We start from the raw sequence: 23,765 nt of genomic DNA, 5'->3' as shown, positions 1-23,765 counted from the left end.
GGCTCCCTTCGGGAACCTACGGCAGGTCCTCGGAGGTGTCTTGGGTGCTGCACCCTCCTTGGGCGGGAATACGCTCGGCGGCGGATCCAAGCTGGGACAGCACTGAACTGGAAGGCACTTCATCCGGGTTGAAAAGGACCTCGGTCGCGGGGGTCCGGCCGTAGGTGGTCAACGTCCACGCGACTTCACCCTCCTTGGCCACCCAATCCACACCGTTCACGCCGGCACACTGATCCGTCGTCGGGCCCGGAACATTGACGCCGCACCGCAGGATGATTTTCGCAGGGTCCCCCCAGACTGCCGTTGCTTGACTGGTTGTGGGGCGAAGTTTGTAGCCGGCCAGCTCATCGGGCATGGTGACCATCATGTCAGCGCAGAGGGGATTGGCGGCGTCATCGGCCGGTTGCACGGTAGCGGGGCTGGCACATCCTGCCAATGATAGGCCCGCGAGAAGGGCAACGACCGCCGGGAGGGCCCGGCGCTGGACAGAAAAATCAACAGGCAAACGCACACCTCCACTCTAACCCGTGGTGCCACGGCTAAGATGAGACGGCAACCACGGCGATGAAAGGCTGACATGTCCCACGAGAACATGGATTTGGCGTTCGGTGAACCCGAACATAAGAAGAAGCACCCGGTACGAGCGACCATCATCACTCTCTTGTCACTGGTCGTGATTGCCGCCCTGGTCGCCGGTGGATACGTCTTCATGCTCGCCAAGAACTTCGATTCGCACAGCGCAAAAATCGAGTCAGCTTTCCCTTCGGACTCAGTCCGCCCTGAGAAGTCGGCCAATGGAGCCTCCAACATTCTTCTCCTGGGCAGCGACTCTGGAGGCGGATCCGGTGACTCGGAGAACCTCAAGGGTGTCCCCAATGCCGGCAGATCTGACACCATCATGCTGATCCACGTACCGGCAGACCGAAAGAACGTTTTCGTCACCTCGATTATGCGCGATACTTGGGTGCCGATTCCGGGGAAGGGCAGCCACAAGATTAACGCAGCCTTCTCCTACGGTGGAGTCCCGCTGGCGGTCCAGACGCTGGAGACACTCTTGGATACGCGTATTGACCATGTTGCTTCCATTGATATGGAAGGCTTCAAGGGGCTCACCGAGGCGATAGGTGGTGTCGATGTCAACGTGCCATCGAATTTCACGTCAGGGTACGGGCACTATGACTTCACTCAAGGACAGACACATCTCGAAGGAGATAAGGCCTTGGCTTTCGTCCGCGAGCGAAAGTCGTTCAAGGATGGCGACTACCAGCGAGTGAAGAACCAACAGACCTTTATCAAGGCTGTCGTGGGGAAGGTGTTGACTCCGAAAACTTTGGCCAACCCGGCCAAGATGACCGATGTGGTCGATGAAATCTCGCCATATATCGCTGTCGACGATGAATTCGGCGCGGTCGAGGTTGGTAAATTGGGCGGCTCTCTGGCTCGTGTGCGAAGTGGGGACATGCACTTCTTCACACTGCCGAATAAGGGCACCGGTTGGTCCAACGACGGCCAATCAATCGTTGTCCCTGACGACGCGGCGATCGATGAACTCGCCACCGCACTCAAGGATGACAAAGTCGGCGAATTCGTCCAGTCACACGGACTCTAAGCAACCCGTAAGGGGAACGAACATGACCGCCAAGATCGCTTCAGGGGTGCCCGCAGCAGCCACCTGGCTCGAATCGATGGTCGGGGCCCTGGCCAACCATAGCGACCGGCTGGACGCTATCAATATCTTTCCGGTAGCTGATGGGGATACTGGCTCCAATCTTTACCTGACCGCGCGAACTGCCCACGACGCGGTGTCGGTATTGGAATCAGAGGACCTCGGCGAGTATCTGGCGACGGCTGGTCGAGCCGGAATGGAATCGGCGCGCGGTAATTCAGGGACACTGCTTTCGGTGTTCCTTATCGGTTTTTCAGAACCGCTGCTAGGACAGCCACGATTGACCGGCCCCTTGCTCGCCGCCGCCCTTGAACGTGGAAGGGTCCGGGCATGGTCCGCGCTCAGCGACCCGGTTCCGGGGACCATGCTCTCCGTGGCGGAGTCCGCGGCTCGGGCGGCAAGTAGCGCGGTGGCACAATCGACTGCCGATCCGTCCAGTCGAGCAAACCTGCGCGAGGTTCTGACTGCCGTGCAGGAAGTAACGATCCAATCCGTGGTCAGTACTGAAGACCAGCTCGGGACGCTGACCAAAGCCAAGGTGGTAGATGCCGGAGCCGTGGGCATGCTGCTGGTCCTCGATACGCTGTGTGCAGCGCTGACGGGTGAAGAACCTGAGGAATCGCGCTATACACCGTTACACGGGTACGGAATCCAGGATCCCCACATTCATGCCACGTCCTCAACTGAGGAAGGCGTCGAAGTGATGTGCACGATCACGTTGGGAGCCTTGGAAGCTGCCACGCTGCGTGCCCGGCTCGACTCGCTCGGTAACTCGGTCATCATGAGCGCGGTCAATGGTCCCAACGAGGCTTATCGCTGGCGTGTCCACGTCCATGTTCCTGCTGCAGAAGACGCGCTGGAAGCCATCCGTGAGGCCGGTGAACCGGTCAACGTTTCTATTACGGACTTGTGTACCCACAGTGGCTGACTCAACGTCCTTCGGCCCGGAAACACCCTTGCGCTCGGCAATTGGAAGTCGAGCAGCCGACGCAGTGGCCAAGGCCTTTCACCTTGAAACCTGTGGGGAACTGCTCCACCACTTCCCCCGACGTTATCTCGACGTGGGTGAACTGACGCGTATCGACGAACTTCCGTTCGGTGAAACCGTGACCGTGGTGGCCCGGGTCGTCTCCTCGGAGCAACGCAGAATGCAACGACGCAAAGGGATGCTCCTGCAAGTAGCTGTCGAGGACGAACTCGGCGACACGCAGGGCCTACTCAACATGACCTTCTTCAACGGGTACAAGGCTGCCAAGGAACTGACCCACGGAACCGTGGCCATGTTCAGTGGAAAAGTCGGTGCCTACCGGCAGACACTTCAACTAGCCCAACCCGAATACGCACTCTTGGAAACCGCAGAGGACGCCGAACCCCGGCCGATCCCCATCTACCCGGCGACCGCTGCTGTTAGTAGCCAGGCACTGCGGGGCATGATGGACCTGGTGTTGGCTGGCGTCTCATCGACAACATACCCAGATCCGCTGCCCGAATCACTCCGCGAGCAACACCGCCTTCCCGAGCTCGCACGAGCCCTACACGCGGTCCACGCGCCGGATACGGTCGCCCATGGTGAAGCGGCGAAGAAACGCTTCCGATACGACGAGGCATTGGTGCTCCAGCTGGCCTTGGCTGAGCGCCGGGCGCACCGCTTCCGCCAGCCAGCGACCGCTCGGGTCGGGGGAGTCGACGGGATACTCAATGCCTTCGAAGCATCTCTGCCGTTCACGCTCACCGAAGGCCAGATCCGGGCTGGGATGGAAATTTCAGCGGATCTCGCGCGTCAACGACCGATGAACCGTCTGCTCCAGGGCGAAGTCGGGTCAGGTAAGACCGTCGTGGCGTTGCGGGCCATGCTCCAAGTGATCGATGCCGGGGCACAAACGGCGTTGATGGCACCGACAGAGGTCCTGGCGCAGCAGCACTATGCTTCCATCTCCAAGATGCTGGGTCCACTAGGACGTGCAGGGCAGCTAGACGGGCATCCGAACGGGACACGCGTGGATCTGCTCACTGGGTCCATGCCCGCCGCACAGCGCAAGGAAGTCCTGCTGAGGGTTGCCTCCGGGGAGACCGGAATCCTCATCGGCACCCACGCATTGCTATCGGAAAACGTGATCTTCGCCGAACTGGGATTCGTTGTTGTCGACGAACAACATCGGTTTGGCGTCGAACAACGAGATACCCTGAGAGCCAAGGGCAGCATTCAACCCCATATGTTGGTCATGACGGCAACACCTATCCCGCGAACCGTCGCGATCACGGTCTTTGGGGATCTGGAGATCAGTACGTTGTCGGAATTGCCGGCCGGCCGGGCCCCGACCAGTACCTATGTCGTTGACCTCCATGACGAACGATACCGCGACCGAATGTTTGCTCTCATGCGAGAAGAGGTTGATCAGGGACACCAGGTCTATTTGGTGTGCCCGCGCATCTCCGAACAGGCGACGGAAGAAGGCATGGCTCCGGGGCTGAACGGCTCCGAAGCTATGGGCTCGGACACAGGATCTGAAGGCGCTAATCTGCCCGGTCTGCCTGCACCGCCGAAGGCTACCGTTGAGGAGATGTACCAACGTGTGGCAAACATGCCGCTTTTCAACGGGGTAGGCATCGATACGCTGCACGGTCGGATGACGACCGAAGAGAAGGCAGCCTCAATGTCAGGATTCGAATCGGGGGAGACCGGAATCCTGATCTCCACTACGGTCATCGAAGTAGGCGTCGATGTCCCCAATGCCACCGCCATGGTGATCCTTGATGCCGACTCCTTCGGTGTGTCGCAGTTGCACCAGCTGCGCGGACGCGTTGGCCGTGGCGGCCTGCCAGGGACCTGTCTCTTGGCGTCATGGCTGCCCCAGGAGCACCCTTCCTTGCAACGACTCGCAGCCGTGGCCAAAACCACCGACGGTTTTGAGCTGGCAGAAGTTGATTTGGCCGAACGCCGCGAAGGAGACGTGCTGGGGGCCAGACAATCGGGAACACAGAACACCCTGAAGATCCTCCGGGTCGTCCGTGACCGGAAGATCATCACGGCAGCCCGAACTGATGCCGGAAAAATCGTTGAAAGCATCGGAGGGCTCGCCGCGCACCCGGGACTGCGCCAACTGGTGCACAGCTGGGTGGATGATGACATGCAAGCTTTTCTGGAACGAGGTTAACTGCATATGGGACGTGTTATTGCCGGTGCAGCCGGGGGACTGGGCCTTACTTCCGTACCGGGTGACGCTACTCGACCGACGACCGATCGTGTGAAGGAAGCACTCTTCTCGAGGTTGGAAAGCCAGGACGAACTCGACGGCGCTCGTGTTCTGGACCTCTATGCTGGCTCCGGCGCACTCGGCGTTGAGGCAGCCAGTCGGGGAGCTCGAGCAGTAGTGCTCGTTGAACAAGCTCCCAAGGCTTTGGCGGTGTGCCAAGCCAATGCCGCGTTAGTCAACAAACACCTGCGCCGCGAAGTTATCGCGGCCCGGCGCGGGTCAGTCAAGACGTTTTTGGCAGCGGAAACCGAGTCGGGGCGTGGCTGGGACCTGGTCTTCATGGACCCGCCCTACCCTCTGACTGACGCCGAGCTCTCGGCCACGCTCCTGGCGTTGGTGCCTGTCTTGAACGAGGGGGCGTTGGTGGTCCTGGAACGTTCCTCACGTTCCCCTGAACCTTCGTGGCCGGCGGAGCTGGCCGGACTGTCGACGAAAAAATACGGGGAGACGACCCTATGGTTTGCGGAGGTCGTCAAGATCGACGCCTGAAAGGACACTGCCGGGGTGGGGGCCCATGCCACGCAAGTCGTCTAGCCGAGAGCCGTCCCACGCGGTATCCGTCCCCATGAGAATGAAATTTCCCGGGGCCCGGAGCTCGAATAGATCCTGGGGAGCAGCGACGGTGACCTGCCGGTAGGTCTCTTCCATGGCGCGGATCTGTTGGCGGATGAAGGCAAAGGGCGGATCGTCCCCGACATTGACCAATGAAATCCCCGCAGGGGTCAATAATCGCCGGATTTCTCGATGGAATTCATCCGCACGCAAGTGCTCCGGAGCGTCGGCTCCGGCAAAAACATCCAGTATGACGGCGTCGAAGGTTTCCCCGGCAAGCTTCCCAGCGACAACATCACGTGCATCAGCGATCATCAGTTGAACGTTCGCCTCGGCGGGTAACGGCAGGATCTCGGTAACGAAGTCCAAGAGCTCCCGCTCTGAATCAACGGCAAGCTGCGTGCTGCCGGGCCGTGTTGCGTCGAGATAGCGGGCCAAAGTGAGTGCTCCTGCCCCCAGATGGAGGACACTGAGCGGACTCCCAGGAGAACCGAGTAGATCCAGATGGTTTGCCGTCCGGCGGAGGTACTCGTAGAAGATGTCGCCGGGAGCCGCTGGATTGACGTGGGATTGCTCGGCGCCGCCGATCGAGAGAACCCATGCCCCGGGAATCCACGTGTCCGGAATGAGGTCCGCGTGCTGACCGACACCGGACAGCCAGCGGCGATGGGTCTTGTGGTGAGGGACGTTCATCGGGTGATTACTTCACGCAGCCGACTCAGCCGTTTCGTCGCCTCGGCGAGGACTTCGGGCCGCTTGCAGAAGGCGAACCGGATCAACGTACGTGTAGCAGCGGCACCCTCCTGGTGACAGAAGACCGACAGGGGAATCCCGGCAACCCCAACGATTTCAGGCATCTGTCGCGCCAAGTCCGCGGCGTCGTCGATTCCCAGGGGTGCCACATCGGCGACGACGAAGTACGTGCCTGAAGGGCGGTACACCCCCATGCCAGCGTTCTCCAAGCCGTCGGCCAGGAATGTGCCGCGTTCTGCCAGATCCGTCGCAAAATTCGCGAAGTATTCGTCGGGAAGCCGGAGTGCCTCGGCCACGGCGGGTTGGTAGGCCGGACCCGAACTATAGGAAAGGAACTGCTTCACCGTGCGGACTGCAGCAATCAAGTCGGCTGGTCCACTCGCCCATCCGACCTTCCACCCGGTAAAGGAAAAAGTCTTGCCTGCCGAGGAAATACTGATCGTCCGCTTCCAAGCGCCATCGATGGAGGCCACCGGAATGTGCTGACAGCCGAAGGTCAGGTGCTCGTACACTTCGTCGGACACGATCAGTACGTCGTGACGTTCAGCGAGCTGGACGATCTGTTCGAGGACTTCGCGCTTGAAGACCATTCCCGTCGGATTATGCGGATTATTAAGCAGAATCATCCGCGTTTTGTCGGTGATGGCGCGTTGAAGATCTGCCGGGTCTGGCTGGAAATCAGGAAGCCGCAGCGGAACCGTTCGGTGGATACCTCCCGCCAAAGCGATGGTGGCTCCGTAGGAGTCGTAGAAGGGCTCGAAGGTGAGAACTTCGTCTCCCGGGTTGACCAGGGCGAGGACCGATGCAGCAATTGCTTCAGTAGCACCCGTGGTGACCACCACGCCGTCCGCCGGGTCGGGCGAAAGCCCGTAGAAGTGTTGCTGGTGTTCTGCAATAGCTTCGCGGAGCTCCGGAATACCCGGACCGGGTGCATATTGGTTCTGACCTGATCGAATATTTTTTGCGGCTGCTTCGGCCATGAAGTCGGGCCCGTCCGTGTCGGGGAATCCTTGACCGAGATTAACGGCATCGTGTTTTCGTGCGAGGACTGTGATCTCTTCGAAAATGGTTGCTGCCAGGTGGCCGTCTGTGCCGAGGAGGTTTGCGCCATGGGCGGCACGTTGCCAGGGAAAGCTGTGGGACATGGACTTAGTATGGCAAGGACGCGGCCAACATGACGACTTTTGCAGGCCATGGACGCCTCCAATTGATAGATTGCATGTATGCGTCGCGCCGTCTGCCCCGGATCCTTTGATCCCATTCATAAGGGCCATGTGGAAATCATTGCCCGTGCCAGTAGCCTCTTCGACGAGGTCGTGGTGGCCGTGTCGACGAACTACTCCAAGAAGTACCGCTTCGACGAGGAGGAGCGGATCGCCATGGCGCGTGAAACAGTCTCTGGGCTTGCCGGCATCAGCGTCGTGCCGATGGGGGACGGGCTCTTGGCAGGATTCTGTCGTGAAGTCGGAGCAGATGCCATCGTCAAAGGCCTGCGCTCGGTTGTGGATTACCAATACGAGGTTCCGATGGCCGCCATGAACCGGCACCTGACAGGCGTCGAAACTGTTTTCCTCTCCGCGGATAACAGGTATGCGCATCTGTCTTCAAGCCTGATCAAAGAAGTCCAAGCTCTGGGCGGTGATGTGGAGGAGTACCTTCCACGTTCGGTCGTCAACCGTTTTCGCAATGGTCGCTAGAGCCTGCAGCCCGAAATCCTAAAGGTCTTGTAAAGTCAGAACATGACTGAAACGAAACGCATCACCAAGGCAGTGATTCCGGCAGCGGGCCTGGGGACCCGTTTCCTGCCGGCTACCAAGGCGATGCCCAAGGAAATGCTCCCTGTTGTCGATAAGCCAGCTATCCAGTATGTCGTCGCCGAGGCGGCCAAGGCAGGCTTAGACGACGTATTGATGATCACCGGACGCAGCAAACGAGCCCTTGAAGATCACTTTGACCGGGTCCCGAATCTTGAGCAGGTCTTGACCGACAAGGGTGACACGGAGAAGCTCGCATTGATCCAGGAGGCGACTGACCTTGGAGAGATCCACTACATCCGTCAGGGCGATCCCCAGGGGTTAGGGCATGCTGTTCTGTGCGCGAAGTTGCACGTGGGGGATGACCCTTTCGCGGTTCTTCTCGGCGATGACCTCATTGACGAACGGGACAATCTCCTGAGCGAAATGATCAGGGTCCAACAAATTTCGGGTGGGTCTGTGATCGCGTTGATGGAAGTTGATCCTGCACAGATCGGTGCTTATGGATGTGCTGACGTCAGTGCCGTAGACGGTGAGGACTACGTCAAGGTCAACCGATTGGTTGAAAAACCGAACCCGGAAGAAGCACCGTCCAATTTGGCGGTGATTGGCCGCTACGTACTGCATCCTTCAGTTTTTGAGGTTCTTGAGCGGACTGAACCCGGCCGTGGCAACGAAATCCAGCTGACCGACGCCCTTCAGGAACTTGCTGCTTCGGATCAGTCTGGAGGTGGCGTGCACGCAGTTATTTTCCGTGGTCGTAGGTACGATACGGGAGATAAGCTCTCCTATATTCAGGCGGTCATTAGCCTCGCAGCAGAACGGCAGGATATCGGCGAACGACTGGTTCCGTGGCTCAAGGAGTTCGTTGCGGACTTGGAGGCCTAGATTCAGCTGAATCTAGGTAGAGCAAATCTGGTCTTCTAATGACGCTAGACTTGCTTGCTTACGACCATCCACTTGATTCGGGCATCGTCGCGGCCAAATTCGGGCCATTTCACGGCCGACGTCCCCACGGGAGAAGACTTGAACAGTACGCAGCCTGAATCCGGGTATGCCCCACGCAGGATGGCACCGCGGAAAAAACACCCAGTGCGCGCCGTTATTCTGTCGTTGTCGGCGTTGATAGTGGTTGCCGTTCTAGTCGCCGGCGGATACTTATTCACGCTCGCCAACACCTTCGATGGCCAAACCCCCGAGTTAGGCTCAGCCTTTCCTGACGAATCGCTTCGGCCAGTGAAGGATCCGGGCGATAAGTCCATGAACATCTTGTTGATGGGTGCCGACCACGGTGGAGCGAACCAGGTCACCGAAGACGTCATCGACACCGGTGGTACAGGCCAGCGCTCTGACACGATGATGCTCGTCCATATTCCTGCCGACCGCGAAGGTATCTACGTCATGTCAGTCATGCGAGATACGTGGCTGGAGATTCCGGGCCATGGAAAGCACAAGATTAACTCGGCGATGGCTTTCGGGGGAGTCCCCTTGGTGGTTCAAACGTTTGAAGGCTTATTCGACGCTAAAATCGATCATGTCGCGGTAGTGGACTTCCAGGGGTTCCGAGATCTCACCACCGCACTGGGTGGCGTGACAGTGAAGAATGAAATTCCCTTCACGGCGAACGACACCGACTATTTCTACCCGGTAGGAAACATTGATTTGGAGGGCGACCGCGCGCTCCGCTTTGTCCGCGAAAGAAAGTCCTTCTCCGATGGTGACTACCAACGGGTGAAAAATCAACAGACGTTCTTGAAAGCTGTCATGGACAAGCTCCTGCGGTCAGAAACACTGACCAATCCGAGCAAGGTCTATAGGGTCATTGACAAGGTCTCCCCCTATGTATCACTTGACGACTCGCTCGATGCAGGGACCGTTGCCGGATTGGCCATCCAATTCAAGGGGTTGCGTTCTAAAGACGTCCACCTGTTCACCCTCCCAACGGCAGGCACATCGACGAGCGCAGACGGACAATCCATCGTGTTGGAAGATGAACAAGCTGTTGATGACGTCGGTGAAGCCCTGAGCAGCGATACGATGGGATCGTATTTCGACGACTTGGAAGCCAAGGCCAAATGAGGAGTTTGAACGGATGACGGTCATTGGTTCAGTGAGCCCAGAAGGGCTCCATCGTGTTGGCGCTCGGCCCAAGCTGGCTGCGTACTTGAAGCAAGCCTGGGGGCGCCGCGACTTTGCCTACGAGTTGGCCCGCAGCCGAATCGAGGCCAGCAACGGCCGCAACCGGCTTGGCATGCTGTGGGTCGTCCTCAAGCCGACCTTGAACGCATTGATGTACGGTGCAATATTCGGTCTTTTGCAGGGCGATAGCAGACCCCCTGGGTTTCCGATGTACGTCGTGATCGGTGTCTTCCTGTTCGAATTCTTTAGCCAGTCCATGAACCAAGGCGCAAAGTCCATCACCGGGAATACTTCCCTTGTGCAGTCGCTCTCGTTTCCACGCATTACCCTTCCGCTAGCTACTGTCCTTCAGCAGCTGCTCACTCTGGCACCCATGCTGGGAGTGATGTATGTCTACTGCCTCATTTTGGGAGCCCAACTTTCGTGGAGTTGGCTTCTCATCTTGCCGCTTGTTGGCATCTACACCTTGTTCAACACCGGGATTGCACTCATCACGGCGCGGCTCACCGTACATTTGCGGGACTTGACGCAACTATTACCACTAATCAATAGGCTGTTGTTCTACACGTCGGGTGTGCTGTTTTCAGTGGATAGGATCCTGAAGATGTTCCCAATCATGGTGAAGATCTTTGACTTCCACCCGATCTACCAGACATTGCAGATTGCTAGGGGCTGCATCATGGGCACCGACTACCCGGTTGAGTATTGGGGTTACTTGACGATTTGGTCTGTACTTACGTTGATCTTTGGTGTCATTTTCTTTTGGGTAGCAGAGGAGCGTTATGGCCGAGTCAACTGATTTTGATGACCTGATTCGGCCCAGGCGACAGTCTGAAGAACGCATCGGCACCAATGGAAGTGCAACTAGCGCCCGAACAACCACACAGGGACTTCCGGCGAGACGCCGGAATGCCGATGGAAATCACCAGCAAGCCGAAGGAACGGGCACTTTTCCTAGTGAGATTTTGCCCGAACAATCGCCGTCTTCCGCCGCTGTATCTCCATTGAGCGGGCCGGCTGAAACCCATCCAGACGGAAGACGTCCAGTGGTAGTCGTAGAGGACCTTCACGTTCGATATAAGGTGTATTCCAGCGGAAAGTCAGCAGGTTCAGCAGGCGGACGCCGGCTAATGACAAAAACCCGGGGACTGCGGGAAGTGCACGCGGTCAAGGGGATCTCTTTTACCGCCTATGAGAACGAATCTATTGGGATCATAGGGTCTAACGGATCAGGCAAGTCCACACTAATGCGCAGCATCGTGGGCCTGACCCCGCCTGCTTCGGGCGCCGTCTATGCGACCTCACGCCCCAATATGCTTGGCGTCGGCGCTGCGCTCATTCCTGAATTATCAGGGGATAAAAATATTACTCTGGGTGGTCTGGCCCTAGGCTATAGCCGCAAGGAAGTCGAAGCGATGCGGAGTGACATTATCGAATTCGCTGAGCTCGAGGACTTCATCGATCTTCCCATGCGCACCTATTCGTCCGGTATGTCCGCTCGCCTAAAATTTGCGATCGCCGCTTCGAAACAACACGAAATTCTCATCGTTGACGAAGCGCTGGCAGTCGGCGACGCTCGTTTCCGCAAGCGGAGTGAAGCTCGGATCCGTCAGATCAGGGAAGAAGCTGGAACAGTCTTCCTCGTCTCACACTCCATGAAGTCGATTCTCGATACCTGCAACAGGGTGCTTTGGATAAACCAGGGAGTCCTTGAAATGGATGGGGACGCGGAGGACGTCGTGAAGGCATATAAGGAATCAAAGAAGTGAACTTACCCGACCAGATACCCGCCGTTTCGTATGTCATGCCCGTGCTGAATGAGGCTGAGTACGTTAGAAACGCTGTAGAAGGGATTCTCGGTCAGGATTTCGACGGTTCCAAGGAGATCATCCTTGCCCTCGGTCCAAGCGCCGACGGTACCAATGCCGTGGTGGAACAGATGGCCTTACAAGATTCAAGAATTCGATGGGTTCAAAACCCGTCCGGTCGCACACCCGCGGGATTGAATCTCGCGATTAAGGCGTCTACGGCACCCATCGTCATTCGTGTCGATGCCCACAGCGTTCTTGACCCCCAGTACACGCGTCGTGGCGTGGCCACCCTATTGCGCAGTGGGGCAGCCGATGTTGGCGGTCGGATGGATGCTCAGGGCCGGAACTCACTGCAACGAGCGGTCGCAGCGGCATATAACTCTCCTCTGGGTCTTGGGGGAGCGGCATATCACTCGGGCGCTCCTGAAGGCCCGGCCGAGTCTGCATATCTCGGAATCTTCCGTCGCTCGATCTTCGACGAGGTCGGTTTTTACGATGAGTCATTATGGCGAGGTCAAGACTGGGAGCTATGCCTCCGAATTCGCCAGGCGGGGGAAGCCGTCTGGTTCGATCCATTGCTGAAGACGACTTACTTCCCTCGGGACAACTACCGTCGTCTGGCGGCACAAAGTTACGCCGCTGGCGTCTGGCGCGGAGAATTAGCCCGTAGGTATCCAGAAGGAAAGTCACTGCGGCACTTCGCGCCACCGGCGATGGCTGTATCGGTTGCCTTGGGAACCGTGGCATGGCTCGTTGGCGCGGATCATCATCAAGGCGTGGGACGATTCGTCCAGCAAACCTTGCGCAGTGTCCCAGTAGCTTATTCCGTATTGGCGGTCGCCGCGTCGGCACAAGCCAGTACTTGCACGGTGCAGGAGCGGCTCCATTTGCTGCGAGTATTGCCGACCATCCACTTCCCATGGGCCTACGGATTCGTTAGGGGACGACTCTTGGGAGCGGGTCAAACCACGGACCAGAGCCGGCTGGGAAATCCTGGGAAATCCTCCTCGGAGAATGCAGAATGACAGATACAGAAACTCGGCCCGCTAGGCCGTCCTTGGACGAACTCCGTGCTGTTTGCCAGCCTCCGGAAGTGAGATCTCGACGGAACGCCGAACATTGGACGGCAGAACTTTACCTCCGACATATTTCCATCTATTTCACTGCGCTACTAGTCCGCACCCCTATCAGCGCCAACGGGGTCACAGGACTGATGATCCTTGCCGGCTGGGGTATGTCTGCAGCGTTGCTCGTCCCAAGTATTTGGGGCCCTCTTCTCGCTGTCGTGTTGTCCCAACTCCAGCTTTATTTTGACTGTTGTGACGGCGAAGTCGCTCGATGGCGGCAGACGCAGGGTCCTAAGGGAATTTTCATCGACATGGTCGGCCACCACACTACCGAGGCACTTTTGCCGATCGCCCTTGCGGTTCGGATTTCTCGGAGCCTTGAACATGGTCCGTCGGCTGACCTTGACTACCAAGTGTTGTTCGTCGGAGCGTTGGTTGCACTGTTTTTAGTGCTCAACCGTTCATTAAGTTTGATGGTTCACGCCGCTCGGGGCATGGCGGGCTTAGGCAAGCTTCCCGACACCGGTGACGCTCGCTCTATCCCGCCGATGACTCTTTTGGGCAAGTTACGGAAACTCGCACGGTATCTGCCGTTTCATCGGCTTTTGCATGCAGTGGAATTGAGCCTTTTGTTCCTGGCCGCCAGCATAGTTTCCTTGATTGTTGGTAGCCCTGGATTGATTGAATCTTGGGTCTTGTGGCTTCTAGCGCCGGTTACTCTTTTTGTCATCGTCGGCCATTTCGTTGCCAGCCTCGCTTCCTCAAGGCTTAAGGCATAGGGGGACGACGTGGTCACAACGAAGAGTGATCCTTGCATTGGCGTCGTGATTCTCACGATGGGAGACCGGCCGCAGGAGCTCAGGCGTGCTTTCGCATCGCTTCAGTTCCAGCAGAACGTCCAGTTAGATGTTGCCGTAGTCGGCAATGGCTGGGACCCGGCATCGATGCCGGGAGGACTACCGGAAAGTTTCGTCCCCGTCTATTTGGAAGAGAACCAAGGCATCCCCGCAGGTCGGAACGCCGGAGTGCCTCATGTTCGAGGGGAGTTCATTCTGTTCCTTGATGATGATTCCTGGCTTCCAGACGTAGATTTTCTCCAAAACGCGGTGGGCCGTTTCCGAAAGTACCCGGATATGGGAATGCTTATGCCACGCATCGCCGATCCTGAAGGTGAGGAGTCGCCGCGGCGGTGGATCCCTCGCCTCAATAAAAAAACTGCGGGGGAGTCAAGTAACATTTTCCATGTTGGCGAGACCTGTCTTCTCCTACCTCGGACGATCTTTGAAGCCACCCGTGGATGGGCGGGAGGTTTCTGGTATGCCCACGAGGGAATTGAGTTAGCTTGGCGTGTTTGGGACACCGGTCATCGTGTCTGGTACGCGGGTGATCTGCGTGTATTCCATCCGGTGGTCGACCCTCGACGACATGGGGAGTTCTATCGTCTGAACGCACGCAACCGCGTCTGGTTGGCGCGCAGGAACCTGCGGTGGCCCTTCAGCTGGGCCTACGTGGTTTCTTGGACTTTAATCAACTTCGTCCGTCTCCGCAACGACCGCACGGGCCTAAGGCAGCATCTCGCCGGATTGGTGTCCGGCTATCGTACGTCGCCCTGGTATCAGTCACCGCGTCCCAAGCTCGCGTGGAGCACGCACCTGCGTATGACGCTGGCTGGTCGTCCTCCCATCATCTAGGCGCAGAGTCCTCGAACACGGAATGAACGGTTGCCTAACGCAGGATGCGGGTCGTCTAGAGTTGTGATGGACAACCGGAACTCGACGTCAGGTATAAAGACATGACCAAGACCGTATTGACGTACGGAACATTCGACCTCTTCCATATCGGCCATCTCAATATCTTGAAGAGGCTGAAGGAAAAGGGAGATCATCTTATCGTCGGCGTCTCGACCGACGAGTTCAACGCCATCAAGGGCAAAAAGCCTATTGTCCCCTACCACCAACGCGCCGAGATTGTGCGGTCGATTCGCTATGTGGACGAGGTGGTCCCGGAAGACAACTGGGCGCAGAAACGAGAGGATATCGCCAAGTACAACGTCGATGTCTTCGGCATCGGCGATGACTGGCAGGGAAAGTTCGACGATCTAGAGGATAAGGTGGAGGTGATTTACCTGCCGCGGACCTCGGGTATTTCCACGACCGAAATGAAACGCGTGCTCAGCGCCTTCGACGAACGGCACGTGACGGAACTAAAAAAGACCCTTGATAGTTTGAGTCAGATCGTCAGGGAGTTGAGCTAGCCGCTTTGTCGCCGAGGCGGGACGAGTAGCCGTCACGGCAGTTCTGAAGCCATCTTCGCGGCGGCGACGAAGGCATCGATGGCCTGTTCGGGGGAGCCTACTCCGAAGACTTGAGATGCGTAGGCAACCTGCTCCGCAGCGACAGGACGAACGGCGAGGGCTACCAACTCGTCCACGGGTGCCGATGGTAGCCCGCCCACCCAGGTCCGTACGTGCGTGGAGAGGTCACCGGATACTAGGCCGCCAGCCAGGCAGAGCACCAAGGGCTTGCCCAGCCCCAAGGCATCCATGGCCATGGCCGACACATCGCAGACGAGCACATCTGCGGTCTCGATGCTGACGACGGGATTGAGCTCATTATCGATACGGTGTCCGGCCACGCGGGCGGCTTCAGTGGAAAGCAAGCTCGTGATGGTGCGTAGAGCTGTCCGGTGTGACAGGGAATTGGTTCCGGATTTGGGGTGGGGACGAAAGAGTACACGAACGCGGTCATCGGAGAGCAAACGGCGTACGAGACCTTCGCCATGGCTGGCCAGTGAGCCATAGGACATGTCTGGCCCGTCACCCTCCCAAGTGGGGGCATAGAGGACGGTGACCCGTCGATCGGTTGCTTCGCCCTTCGTGGTCGGGACGGCAAGTTGGGGCCGGCCGATGGGGATCAAACAATCAGGGTCTATGTGCCGCACGTGGGCTAGGATACGGTCTCGAGAAGCCTGACCAGCGACGAAAACGTAATCATAGGCCTTGAGCTGGTGGGAGAACATCGAGGCCTTCTCGCTTTCACCGTGGCTCAAGTGAACGTGCGCAGGACCATTAATCCGCAAGGGCGTGAAATTGTTCTGGTTGTTATTGAGATAGAAGACAGCTCGGACGTCGTGTCTCCGCACGAACCTTTCGAAATGGTCTGAGGTGTCCGCCAATTCGATATCGAGCCGTGTCATGGTGGCGATGTGTCGCGCCACTTGCGGGTTGCGAAGGAGCAACACCACTGGACCATATCTGGCGTTCAAGACTTCAAGCGGGTGGATCCACTGTTCCAACTGGTAGCTGCTTGAGGGCACGTCGGCAAAATAAACGACGAAGGGAACGTCTTCCGTTGGAGAGGGGCGACGCGCCGCCAACAAACTGTTGACCAAGGGGCGTAGCAGGATGGCGCTGAGTCGATCTGTCGTCAGGCGGACCACGCGCTGGAGCCGGGAGAATGGTGACATGCATTCAGCCTAAAGGGCTGGGAGCCGCGCTGCTAAAGTGGGGTCGGGGCTTCCGGGCATCGGATTTCTAATGACACAGACTAGGGAGGTTCGCATGCGCGCGTGGCGGGGAAGGGCTGCCGGGTTGATTCCAGCCTCGATGCTCCGTGCCGTCGCGAATCTGGGGCACGGGGCGAGGACACGGCGGCCCCTGCAAGGGATGACCGTGAGTTCTCTACGGGCCATGAACGACGCCGTGATTCGCGGGAAGCTCGTCAACTGGGTACCGACGACGACGACTTTCAATGGCACGGGAGAGGCCATCATGCTCACTGGGGCCCGGATCGCGGACGCCGGGGCAATCCGTGCCGTGCTGGGACAAGCCGGTCTTCAGGTCGAGATTGGCCGTCCAGCACCTGGTGCGGGCCTGTGCTGGCGCGTAGGAGCTCCGGTGACTGGGCTGCGGGAAGTCGATAGGGCACATGCCGCCGTCGTCATCATCCCCGGCGACACAGCGACGCCGTCATTGCCCGATGCACTTGAGCCCACCTTCGGCATCGACCTCGTCTACACCTGGGTTGATGGAGGTGACTTGCGATGGCGGGCCGATCGTCTGGCAGCTCGCCAGCGTCATGAAGGCCCGGACCTTCCCACGGCGGACGACGACGGCCGATACAGTTCACATGATGAATTGCGCTATTCTCTGCGTTCCGTCGAGTACTTTGCACCATGGGTCCGTCGCATTCACTTGGTGACGGCCGGACAGATCCCGACATGGCTTAATACCGAGGACGGGCGGATAAACATCGTCGACCATGGGGAAATCTTCGCGGATCCATTGAACCTTCCAACTTTCAATTCCCATTCCATCGAATCCCAACTACACCGCATTCCGAACCTTGCAGAACACTTCATCTACATGAATGATGATGTCTTCTTAGGGCGGAGCGTCTCGCCGGGTGATTTCTTCACTAGCATGGGCCAGAGTAGGTTCTTCCTCAGCTCGATCACCATTCGGGGAGCAGGTTCGGGAGTGCTGCCGGTTGATCTCGCCGCCAAGAACAACGGTGCCATCATCGCGGACCGATTCGGGCGCACAACGACCCGCAAGTTCCTCCATGCACCGCATGCGCAGCGCAGATCCACTTTAGAACGTATCGAGAAGGACTATCCGGAAGCCGTATCCGCGACGGCTGCTGCACCGTTTCGCAGTTCCACTGACCTTTCGATCCCCTCGTCGTTGGCGCATTATTACGGGCTTTTCCTCGGAAGCGCAGTACCCGCCTCCATCACCTCCGGCTACGTCGATATTTCCTCCGAGAAGGCACAACTACAATTGCTGCGAATGATGCGTGGGACGATGCCAGAAGTATATTGTCTCAACGAAGTTGAGTCGCGGTGCGGAGACGAACTCAGGATTGATCACATGGTCAGGCACTTCCTGGACCACTCATATCCGGTACCTTCCGATTTCGAGCGCTGAATGGCGTAGTTCGTAACCAGCGAAGTCTATTCGCAGATGAGTAGAGCCGTCATATTCTCCGAGATGGAAGTAGAGTCTGAAGGCGGTAGGTTCACGCAGGCACTTCGCAGCACCTGGTCCCGACCAGACATCCAAGGAATACGACCGTGCCGATGGTGGACGTCTACCAACTCTGGCCGACTAAATTCACGGTGCCTTCGTCGGGATGGATGTCTTTCTTGCGATTTCTGGGTTCTTGTTCACCGCGCATCTGATAAAGGCCCCTCCCCGTTGGGCTGGCGATTTCGTTGCCTTCTGGGCCCGACGCATCCGTCGACTCCTGCCCTCCGCGTTTGTGGTCTTGGCTTGTGCGGTGGGTGCCGGACGGATGCTGGTTCCGGATGCCGAGTGGAAGGATGTCGACCATCAGTTAGTTTCCTCGGCGTTCTACGTGTGTAATTGGGCACTGGCGTCCACTAGCGTGGTTACCTGGCCGCAGACCATGCAGCTTTTCCAGTCCGGCACTTCTGCTCGCTATCTGGCGAGGAAAAATTCTATATCTTCTGGCCACTGCTGATTGGGTCGAGAGTCTGACCGGCGCCCCGCAGGATCCGAGCCCCTGAATCCGCAGTGCGACTGGTGGTGGCAGTCATCGTCAAGTCACTGGCCTTCTCCATCTAGCACTCAGCAGCTGTTCCGGGCCCTGCCTACTTCGTCACGCATACTCGAATGTCGGAGTTGGCTGCTAGCTGTATCTTCACACGGCCGGAGCGGCGCACCAATACCACCTGGTTGGGGCATCGCGGCGATTCCTTCGGGCGGAGTACAGGTATACGGGTGCGACGCCGTTCTCCGGCTGAATATTCGCTTCGCTGGGGGGCCACCGGTCGTGCCTTCGGGGGCCAGTAGACATATTCAGCATTGGCGGGCTTCGGGGCCGGTTATGGTGCTGTTGGGGGCGACCCAGCTTAGGTTCCTTCCGACGCGTGTATAGGGCACGCGGCGGAAGGAGCAATCATCAATGGTAGGGAAAATCGGAGCAAAGCTCATTTTGTAGTTGCGCACCGAGGGCCTTTCCGGTCGGGCGAACGCGGCATCACAGGGAATGTCCCGCAAGAGCATCACCGAGGTCCTCGAAGTCCTCGAAGTCGTCGACGCAGCCGGACTCAACTGGGATGCAATCTCCCAATTCCCGGAGGCCGAGGTGCACACCCTGGTCTTCCGGGGCCGCGGAGAGCATCACAGCGTGTTTGCCCAGCCGGATTGGGGCCGGAACCACAAGGAGATTGCCCGCGTCGTGGTGACACTGAAGCTGCTGCATGGGGAGTATGCGGACTCATGCGCCGTCGCCCGTGACCCGGCCACGGGTTACGACCGAATCTGCAGGACCAACCAGCGACGTGGGCGGATCACCGGCGCTTCCTCACGAGTCGGACATAAAGCAGGGCAAACGGGCGAGGTCGACTGGTCGGGACCAACGATTCAGTTGGCCGGTCCTGCATCTGGGACGACCACAATTGTGTACTTGTTCGTCGGGTGCCTTCCTGTCAGCCGGTACGCGTTCGTCGAGCCCACACTGGATATGAAGCAGGACACCTGGCTGAGGGCGCACGTGGCGATGTTCGAGGCCTTCACCGGTTCGGTGCCCAGAATCGTGCCCGACAATCTCAAGACCGGGGTCATCAAGCACCCACGCGAGGGCGAGATCGTGCTCAAGGACGCCTATCGCGAGATGGCCGCGCACTACTCCGCGGCGGTTCTCCCCGGACGCGTGAAGGCGCCGAAAGACAAGGCTAGCGTTGAGAGTACAGTCTGGCATGCGACGATGCGTACTAGAGCCGACTTGCGGCAGACCCGGTTCACCACGTTGCCAGAACTCAAATCGGCTATCACCGAGCGAGTGGAGGGCTATAGCGGGGAACCGTTCCAAAAGCGGCCCGGTTCCCGGGCCAGCGTCTTCGCCGAGAAGAACAGCCCTTGCTGACGGGATTGCCGGCGGTGGCCTACGAAATCAGCACCTGGGCCTACGGGCGTCGCGTGGGCCGCAACGGGCACGTGGTCTGGGAACGGAAATACTATTCGGTGCCATTGGCCCATATCGGACCAATGTCGATCTGCGCATCACCGATCGGGTCCGACTGATCTACCGGGGCTCCGGACGGCACCATAGCCACCTGTTATTGCCCGAAGGTGCGGCCAATGAATACCGCACCAACGACGCGGACCTGCCTGCCGGACAGCAGCACCGGCAATGGGTTTCTGCCCGGGTAAGGGAATGGGCCGGACGGATCGGCGCGGCGGCGATGACCGTTATCAACCGAATCTTCGAGTCCGGTCCCCATCGACGAACAGGGCCTGGACGCGGCTCTGGCCGTGTTGCGGCTCTCAAAGCGATACTCGGCCCAGCGGGTGGAGGCCGTCTGCGAGCTGGCGTTGAAGGGTCCGATACGATCTCCGCGGTTTGCGCATCTGCAGCCGCTCCTGGCCACTGGGCAGGAGCGGCTGCCAGGCTGAGTACCTCCACGGCATGATCCAACCGAACACGGCGGATGCGTACGCGGTGCCGATTACTACGCAGGCGACGCAAAGTGACCGGGACCGATATCGAGACCAAGCGCAAGCTCCGCGAAATGGGCGCGGGCCCGTTGCTGGAAGCAATCGAGGCCCAAGAAGAGACGCTCGTACTGGGGATGACCTTCGAGGAACGGCCGAGGCTCGTGGTCGACGAGGCGCACTGCGGGTTCAACCATTCCAAGGTCGAGGGACTGATCCGGCGGGCGGGGCTGCGCTATCCCGGGGCCGATCTTCGCCGGCTGGATTTGGTGGAAGGGCGTGGCCTAGACCGCAACGTGATTGCCCAGCTCGGGACGTGTTCGTTCATCGACCGTCGGCAGAACGTCGTGTTCTGGGGTTCACCGGGTCAGGGAAGTCGTATTTGGGGTGCGCTCTGGCCATGCAGGCCTGCCAGCACCGGATTCGGGCCCATTACATCCGTATGCCTGACCTCGAGGAACCCTGGGCGGTGGCGAAGGACAGGCCCCAAGGACAGAACAAATTCCTGAAGAAGTACTCGGCCTTCACGGTGCTGGTAATCGATGAATGGCTTCTGGACCATCCCGATCAGGGTATGCGCAGCATGTTGCTGGAGTTGGTGAATATTAGCGTCGCTGAGGACCAGCAGTAGTCCGGTTCAGAGCCAGTTCCCGTTGCGCAGATATTGCGTTTGGGAGCCACCATTGACGTCGGTCAGAGCCACCTGCTTAGGCTCCTTCCACCATGTGAGGGCACGTGGTGGAAGGAGTAATTCCAATGGTAAAGAAAATCAATGCGAAAGCCGTGCTCGGTCTTCGCGCCGATGGCCTATCGGGCAGGGCAATCTCTGCCTCGCAGGGCATCTCCAGGAACAGCATCGCGGACGTTATCGAAGCCGCCGACCGGCTCGGTGCCGACTGGGACGAGTTGCGCGAACGATCCGAGGTCGAGGTCTATGCGCTGCTGTTCCCCGGCCGCGGCGAACACCAAAGCGTGTTCGTCCAACCCGACTGGAACCAGGTGCACCGGCAACTGGCCCGGGTCGGGGTGACGCTGAAGCTGCTACACGGTGAATACCAGGATGCCTGCGCGGCATCACGGCAGCCGGCGATGGGCTACGACCGGTTCTGTAAGTCCTACCAACGCCACGTCCTCGTCGCCGGCGCCGCCTCGAGGGTCGGGCATAAGGCCGGCGTCAGCGTCGAGGTCGACTGGTCGGGCCCGACCATGCACTTGGATGATCCGGTGACCGGCAGCAAGCGGACCGTGTATCTGTTCGTCGCCTGCCTGCCGTTCAGCAGGTACGCCTTCGTGGCGCCGACCCTGGACATGAAACAGGACAGCTGGTTGCGCGTGCACGTGGCGATGTTCGAATTCATGGGCGGCTCGGTGCCTCGGATCGTCTCGGACAACCTCAAGACCGGGGTCATCTCCCACCCCCGCGAGGGCGAGATCGTACTCAACGACGCCTACCGCGAACTCGCCGGGCACTACGGCGCCGCCGTGCTGCCCGCCAGAGTGAAGCGTGCCAAAGACAAACCAAGCGTGGAAAACACCGTAGGGCACGTCGCCACCTGGGTGATCGCCTCACTGCGCGAGCACTCCTTCACCACGTCGGATCAGTTGCGCCTGGCCATCGGCGAACGTATCGAGGCCTATAACCGCGAGCCGTTCCAGAAGCGTGCCGGATCGCGTCTGGGCGTGTTCACCAGCGAGGAGAAACCCCTGTTGCGCCCCCTGCCCGCGGTTCCCTACGAGATCAGCCGCTGGATCCGGGGTCGACGGGTTGGGCGTAACAGCTACGTGTCCTGGCAGCGGAACTTCTACTCCGTGCCTTTCATCCATATCGGTGCGCGCGTGGATTTGCGGGTGGGTGAATCGGTGTTGGAGGTCTATCGCGATCACCAACGGCTGACCAGCCACCGGCTGCAACCAGCGGGGAGCATCAACCAGTACCGCACCAATGATGCCGACCTGCCCGAGGACCGCCGCTGGCGCGAATGGGGCGGGGCACGCGTCAGGGCATGGGCTTGTCGGATTGGTTCTGGAACGGTGACGGTCATCGAGCGGATCTTTGAGTCGGTGGCCATGGAGGAACAAGGGCTGGACGCCGCGCTTGCGGTGCTGCGTTTGTCTCGGCGCTATTCACCGTCCCGGGTGGAAGCTGCCTGCCAGCTCGCCTTGCGCGGAAATGTCCGTTCCCCGCGCTATGCGCATCTGCGCCCGATTCTGGAAACCAGACAAGACCAGATGCGGACACCACCACCAGAGGACCCCGGCGAACCCAGCGGCTACGTCCGTGGTGCCGGCTACTATGCAGGAGGGAACCGATGAGCATCGTGGATATCGAGACCAAGCGCAAGGTGCGCGAGATGAATGCCGGGGACCTGCTCGCGGCCATCGAATCCCAGGACGAGGCCTTGAGCATGCATCTGGCCTTCGAGGAACGTGTTCGCCTGCTCGTTGACGACGCGTATTCGGAGTTCGCCAATTCGAAGGTCGCCGGACTGTTGCGGCGGGCCGGGCTGCGGTATCCGAATGCGGACCTGTGCAGGGTGGATTTGATTGAGGAACGCGGGCTATCGCGCACCATGATCGCCGAATTGGGGACCTGCTCGTTCGTCGAGCGTCGGGACAACGTGGTCTTCCAGGGCTTCACGGGGTCCGGGAAGTCCTACTTGGGATGCGCGTTGGCCAAGCAGGCCTGCCAGCACAGGATCCGGGCGCACTACATTCGCATGCCCGACCTTGAGGAAGCCTGGGCGCAGGCCAAGGACAAACCATCCGGCGCCGCGAAGTTCCTACGCAAATACGCCTCGTTCACGATGTTGGTAATTGATGAGTGGCTACTGGACAAGCCATCGGTGCCAATGCAGAGCATGCTCCTTGAGCTGCTGGAGCGGCGCTACGACGCGACGTCAACGGTGTTCTGCTCGCAATACCCGCAAAAGGATTGGCATCAGCGCCTCGGCTCCGGGGTCCACGCGGATGCGATCATGGACCGGATTATCCACAACACCATATGGATGGAGACCGGGACCTTCAACATGCGAGAGCAGGTTAACGCGGCTGGCAGGTAGTGAGAAGCCCCGAGAGCGCCAGTGGCTCCCATGCAGGCGGCTACTGGCGCTCTTCGGCAATAACGCTGGCTCCCTTTGGCAATATCCACAGGCTCTCAAGCCGTCAAATACTCAGTTGGTGGAGCGCCGGTATGACGCCACTTCGACGGTGTTCTGCACGCAGTATGCCAAGAAGGATTGGCATCAGCGGCTTGGTTTCGGAATGCACGCGGATGCGATTGTGGGCCGCATCGTGCACAACACCAACTGGC

Annotated in this window: 21 protein-coding genes and 3 pseudogenes; 19 read left to right on the top strand and 5 right to left on the bottom strand. The window is 59.0% G+C overall.

What is annotated here, in order from left to right:
• Positions 1–16: 16 nt before the first annotated feature.
• Complete coding sequence (locus ACT3S2_RS02675; RefSeq protein WP_443428000.1) at positions 17–511, bottom strand: DUF3515 family protein; 495 nt, start codon at positions 509–511, stop codon at positions 17–19.
• A gap of 66 nt (positions 512–577) precedes the next feature.
• On the opposite strand from ACT3S2_RS02675, the gene ACT3S2_RS02670 reads away from it, so the two are divergent.
• From ACT3S2_RS02670 to rsmD, 4 genes are all read left to right on the top strand, one after another.
• Positions 578–1,609, top strand: coding sequence for an LCP family protein (locus tag ACT3S2_RS02670; RefSeq protein ID WP_443427999.1), 1,032 nt, complete (start codon positions 578–580; stop codon positions 1,607–1,609).
• 22 nt (positions 1,610–1,631) lie between these two features.
• Entirely contained in the window at positions 1,632–2,594 is a 963-nt protein-coding gene (locus ACT3S2_RS02665) for a DAK2 domain-containing protein (RefSeq protein WP_444561165.1), read from the top strand.
• Positions 2,595–2,658: 64 nt separating this feature from the next.
• Complete coding sequence (gene recG, locus ACT3S2_RS02660; protein WP_444561164.1) at positions 2,659–4,821, top strand: ATP-dependent DNA helicase RecG; 2,163 nt, start codon at positions 2,659–2,661, stop codon at positions 4,819–4,821.
• Positions 4,822–4,827: 6 nt separating this feature from the next.
• Entirely contained in the window at positions 4,828–5,409 is a 582-nt protein-coding gene (rsmD, locus tag ACT3S2_RS02655; protein ID WP_086998680.1) for a 16S rRNA (guanine(966)-N(2))-methyltransferase RsmD, read from the top strand.
• Here the strand turns inward: rsmD and ACT3S2_RS02650 are convergent.
• Positions 5,374–6,165 carry a spermidine synthase gene (locus ACT3S2_RS02650; protein ID WP_443411202.1) on the bottom strand — a complete coding sequence of 264 codons (792 nt, stop codon included), beginning with the start codon at positions 6,163–6,165 and terminating at the stop codon, positions 5,374–5,376. The two genes, rsmD and ACT3S2_RS02650, sit on opposite strands and share 36 nt — an antisense overlap.
• The gene (locus ACT3S2_RS02645; RefSeq protein ID WP_444561163.1) at positions 6,162–7,370 is read right to left on the bottom strand and encodes an aminotransferase class I/II-fold pyridoxal phosphate-dependent enzyme; all 1,209 of its coding nucleotides are present in this window, start codon (positions 7,368–7,370) and stop codon (positions 6,162–6,164) included. Before ACT3S2_RS02645 ends, ACT3S2_RS02650 begins: the two co-directional genes overlap by 4 nt.
• A gap of 78 nt (positions 7,371–7,448) precedes the next feature.
• Between ACT3S2_RS02645 and coaD the strand changes: the two genes are divergently transcribed.
• From coaD to tagD, 9 genes are all read left to right on the top strand, one after another.
• Positions 7,449–7,922: a pantetheine-phosphate adenylyltransferase gene (gene coaD / locus ACT3S2_RS02640; protein ID WP_443427993.1), complete on the top strand. Its 474-nt coding sequence runs from the start codon at positions 7,449–7,451 to the stop codon at positions 7,920–7,922.
• A 42-nt stretch (positions 7,923–7,964) separates the two neighbouring features.
• On the top strand, positions 7,965–8,867 hold the full coding sequence (gene galU / locus ACT3S2_RS02635; protein WP_443427992.1) for a UTP--glucose-1-phosphate uridylyltransferase GalU: 903 nt from the start codon (positions 7,965–7,967) through the stop codon (positions 8,865–8,867).
• Between the two features lie 204 nt (positions 8,868–9,071).
• Complete coding sequence (locus ACT3S2_RS02630; RefSeq protein ID WP_443427991.1) at positions 9,072–10,058, top strand: LCP family protein; 987 nt, start codon at positions 9,072–9,074, stop codon at positions 10,056–10,058.
• A 13-nt stretch (positions 10,059–10,071) separates the two neighbouring features.
• Entirely contained in the window at positions 10,072–10,917 is an 846-nt protein-coding gene (locus ACT3S2_RS02625) for an ABC transporter permease (RefSeq protein ID WP_443427990.1), read from the top strand.
• A gap of 205 nt (positions 10,918–11,122) precedes the next feature.
• Positions 11,123–11,887 (top strand): ABC transporter ATP-binding protein, encoded by a 765-nt coding sequence (locus ACT3S2_RS02620; protein ID WP_443428010.1) that lies wholly within the window; start codon positions 11,123–11,125, stop codon positions 11,885–11,887.
• Complete coding sequence (locus ACT3S2_RS02615; RefSeq protein WP_443427989.1) at positions 11,884–12,954, top strand: glycosyltransferase family 2 protein; 1,071 nt, start codon at positions 11,884–11,886, stop codon at positions 12,952–12,954. Before ACT3S2_RS02620 ends, ACT3S2_RS02615 begins: the two co-directional genes overlap by 4 nt.
• Positions 12,951–13,775 (top strand): CDP-alcohol phosphatidyltransferase family protein, encoded by an 825-nt coding sequence (locus ACT3S2_RS02610; RefSeq protein WP_443427988.1) that lies wholly within the window; start codon positions 12,951–12,953, stop codon positions 13,773–13,775. The genes ACT3S2_RS02615 and ACT3S2_RS02610 overlap by 4 nt, the downstream gene beginning before the upstream one ends.
• Before the next feature lie 9 nt (positions 13,776–13,784).
• Positions 13,785–14,687: a glycosyltransferase family 2 protein gene (locus ACT3S2_RS02605; protein ID WP_443427987.1), complete on the top strand. Its 903-nt coding sequence runs from the start codon at positions 13,785–13,787 to the stop codon at positions 14,685–14,687.
• 101 nt (positions 14,688–14,788) lie between these two features.
• Positions 14,789–15,250, top strand: a complete 462-nt coding sequence (tagD, locus tag ACT3S2_RS02600; protein WP_443427986.1) for a glycerol-3-phosphate cytidylyltransferase — start codon at positions 14,789–14,791, stop codon at positions 15,248–15,250.
• Between the two features lie 32 nt (positions 15,251–15,282).
• Here the strand turns inward: tagD and ACT3S2_RS02595 are convergent, their stop codons facing one another.
• Positions 15,283–16,461, bottom strand: a complete 1,179-nt coding sequence (locus ACT3S2_RS02595) for a CDP-glycerol glycerophosphotransferase family protein (protein ID WP_444561162.1) — start codon at positions 16,459–16,461, stop codon at positions 15,283–15,285.
• A gap of 223 nt (positions 16,462–16,684) precedes the next feature.
• Here ACT3S2_RS02595 and ACT3S2_RS02590 point away from each other — a divergent pair, with 223 nt between their 5' ends.
• Positions 16,685–17,923, top strand: coding sequence for a stealth conserved region 3 domain-containing protein (locus ACT3S2_RS02590; RefSeq protein ID WP_444561161.1), 1,239 nt, complete (start codon positions 16,685–16,687; stop codon positions 17,921–17,923).
• A gap of 163 nt (positions 17,924–18,086) precedes the next feature.
• Here ACT3S2_RS02590 and ACT3S2_RS02585 read toward each other — a convergent pair whose 3' ends face one another.
• Positions 18,087–18,329, bottom strand: a complete 243-nt coding sequence (locus tag ACT3S2_RS02585; protein ID WP_444561160.1) for a hypothetical protein — start codon at positions 18,327–18,329, stop codon at positions 18,087–18,089.
• Between the two features lie 630 nt (positions 18,330–18,959).
• On the opposite strand from ACT3S2_RS02585, the pseudogene istA (ACT3S2_RS02580) reads away from it, so the two are divergent.
• The 5 genes and pseudogenes from istA (ACT3S2_RS02580) to ACT3S2_RS02560 all read left to right on the top strand — a co-directional run.
• Positions 18,960–20,494: pseudogene (gene istA, locus ACT3S2_RS02580) on the top strand (IS21 family transposase).
• Positions 20,452–21,086, top strand: a pseudogene (locus ACT3S2_RS02575) (ATP-binding protein). The pseudogenes istA (ACT3S2_RS02580) and ACT3S2_RS02575 overlap by 43 nt, the downstream one beginning before the upstream one ends.
• Before the next feature lie 125 nt (positions 21,087–21,211).
• Positions 21,212–22,768 (top strand): IS21 family transposase, encoded by a 1,557-nt coding sequence (istA, locus tag ACT3S2_RS02570; protein ID WP_444561159.1) that lies wholly within the window; start codon positions 21,212–21,214, stop codon positions 22,766–22,768.
• Positions 22,765–23,514 (top strand): ATP-binding protein, encoded by a 750-nt coding sequence (locus tag ACT3S2_RS02565; protein ID WP_444561158.1) that lies wholly within the window; start codon positions 22,765–22,767, stop codon positions 23,512–23,514. The genes istA (ACT3S2_RS02570) and ACT3S2_RS02565 overlap by 4 nt, the downstream gene beginning before the upstream one ends.
• Before the next feature lie 112 nt (positions 23,515–23,626).
• Positions 23,627–23,765, top strand: a pseudogene (locus tag ACT3S2_RS02560) (ATP-binding protein); the annotation flags it as partial.

The sequence above is a fragment of the Arthrobacter sp. AOP36-A1-22 genome (genome assembly GCF_052377615.1).
Taxonomy (GTDB): domain Bacteria; phylum Actinomycetota; class Actinomycetes; order Actinomycetales; family Micrococcaceae; genus Arthrobacter_H.
Note: the sequence above shows the minus strand (reverse complement) of the source record. Positions and strands in the feature narration are given on the sequence as shown.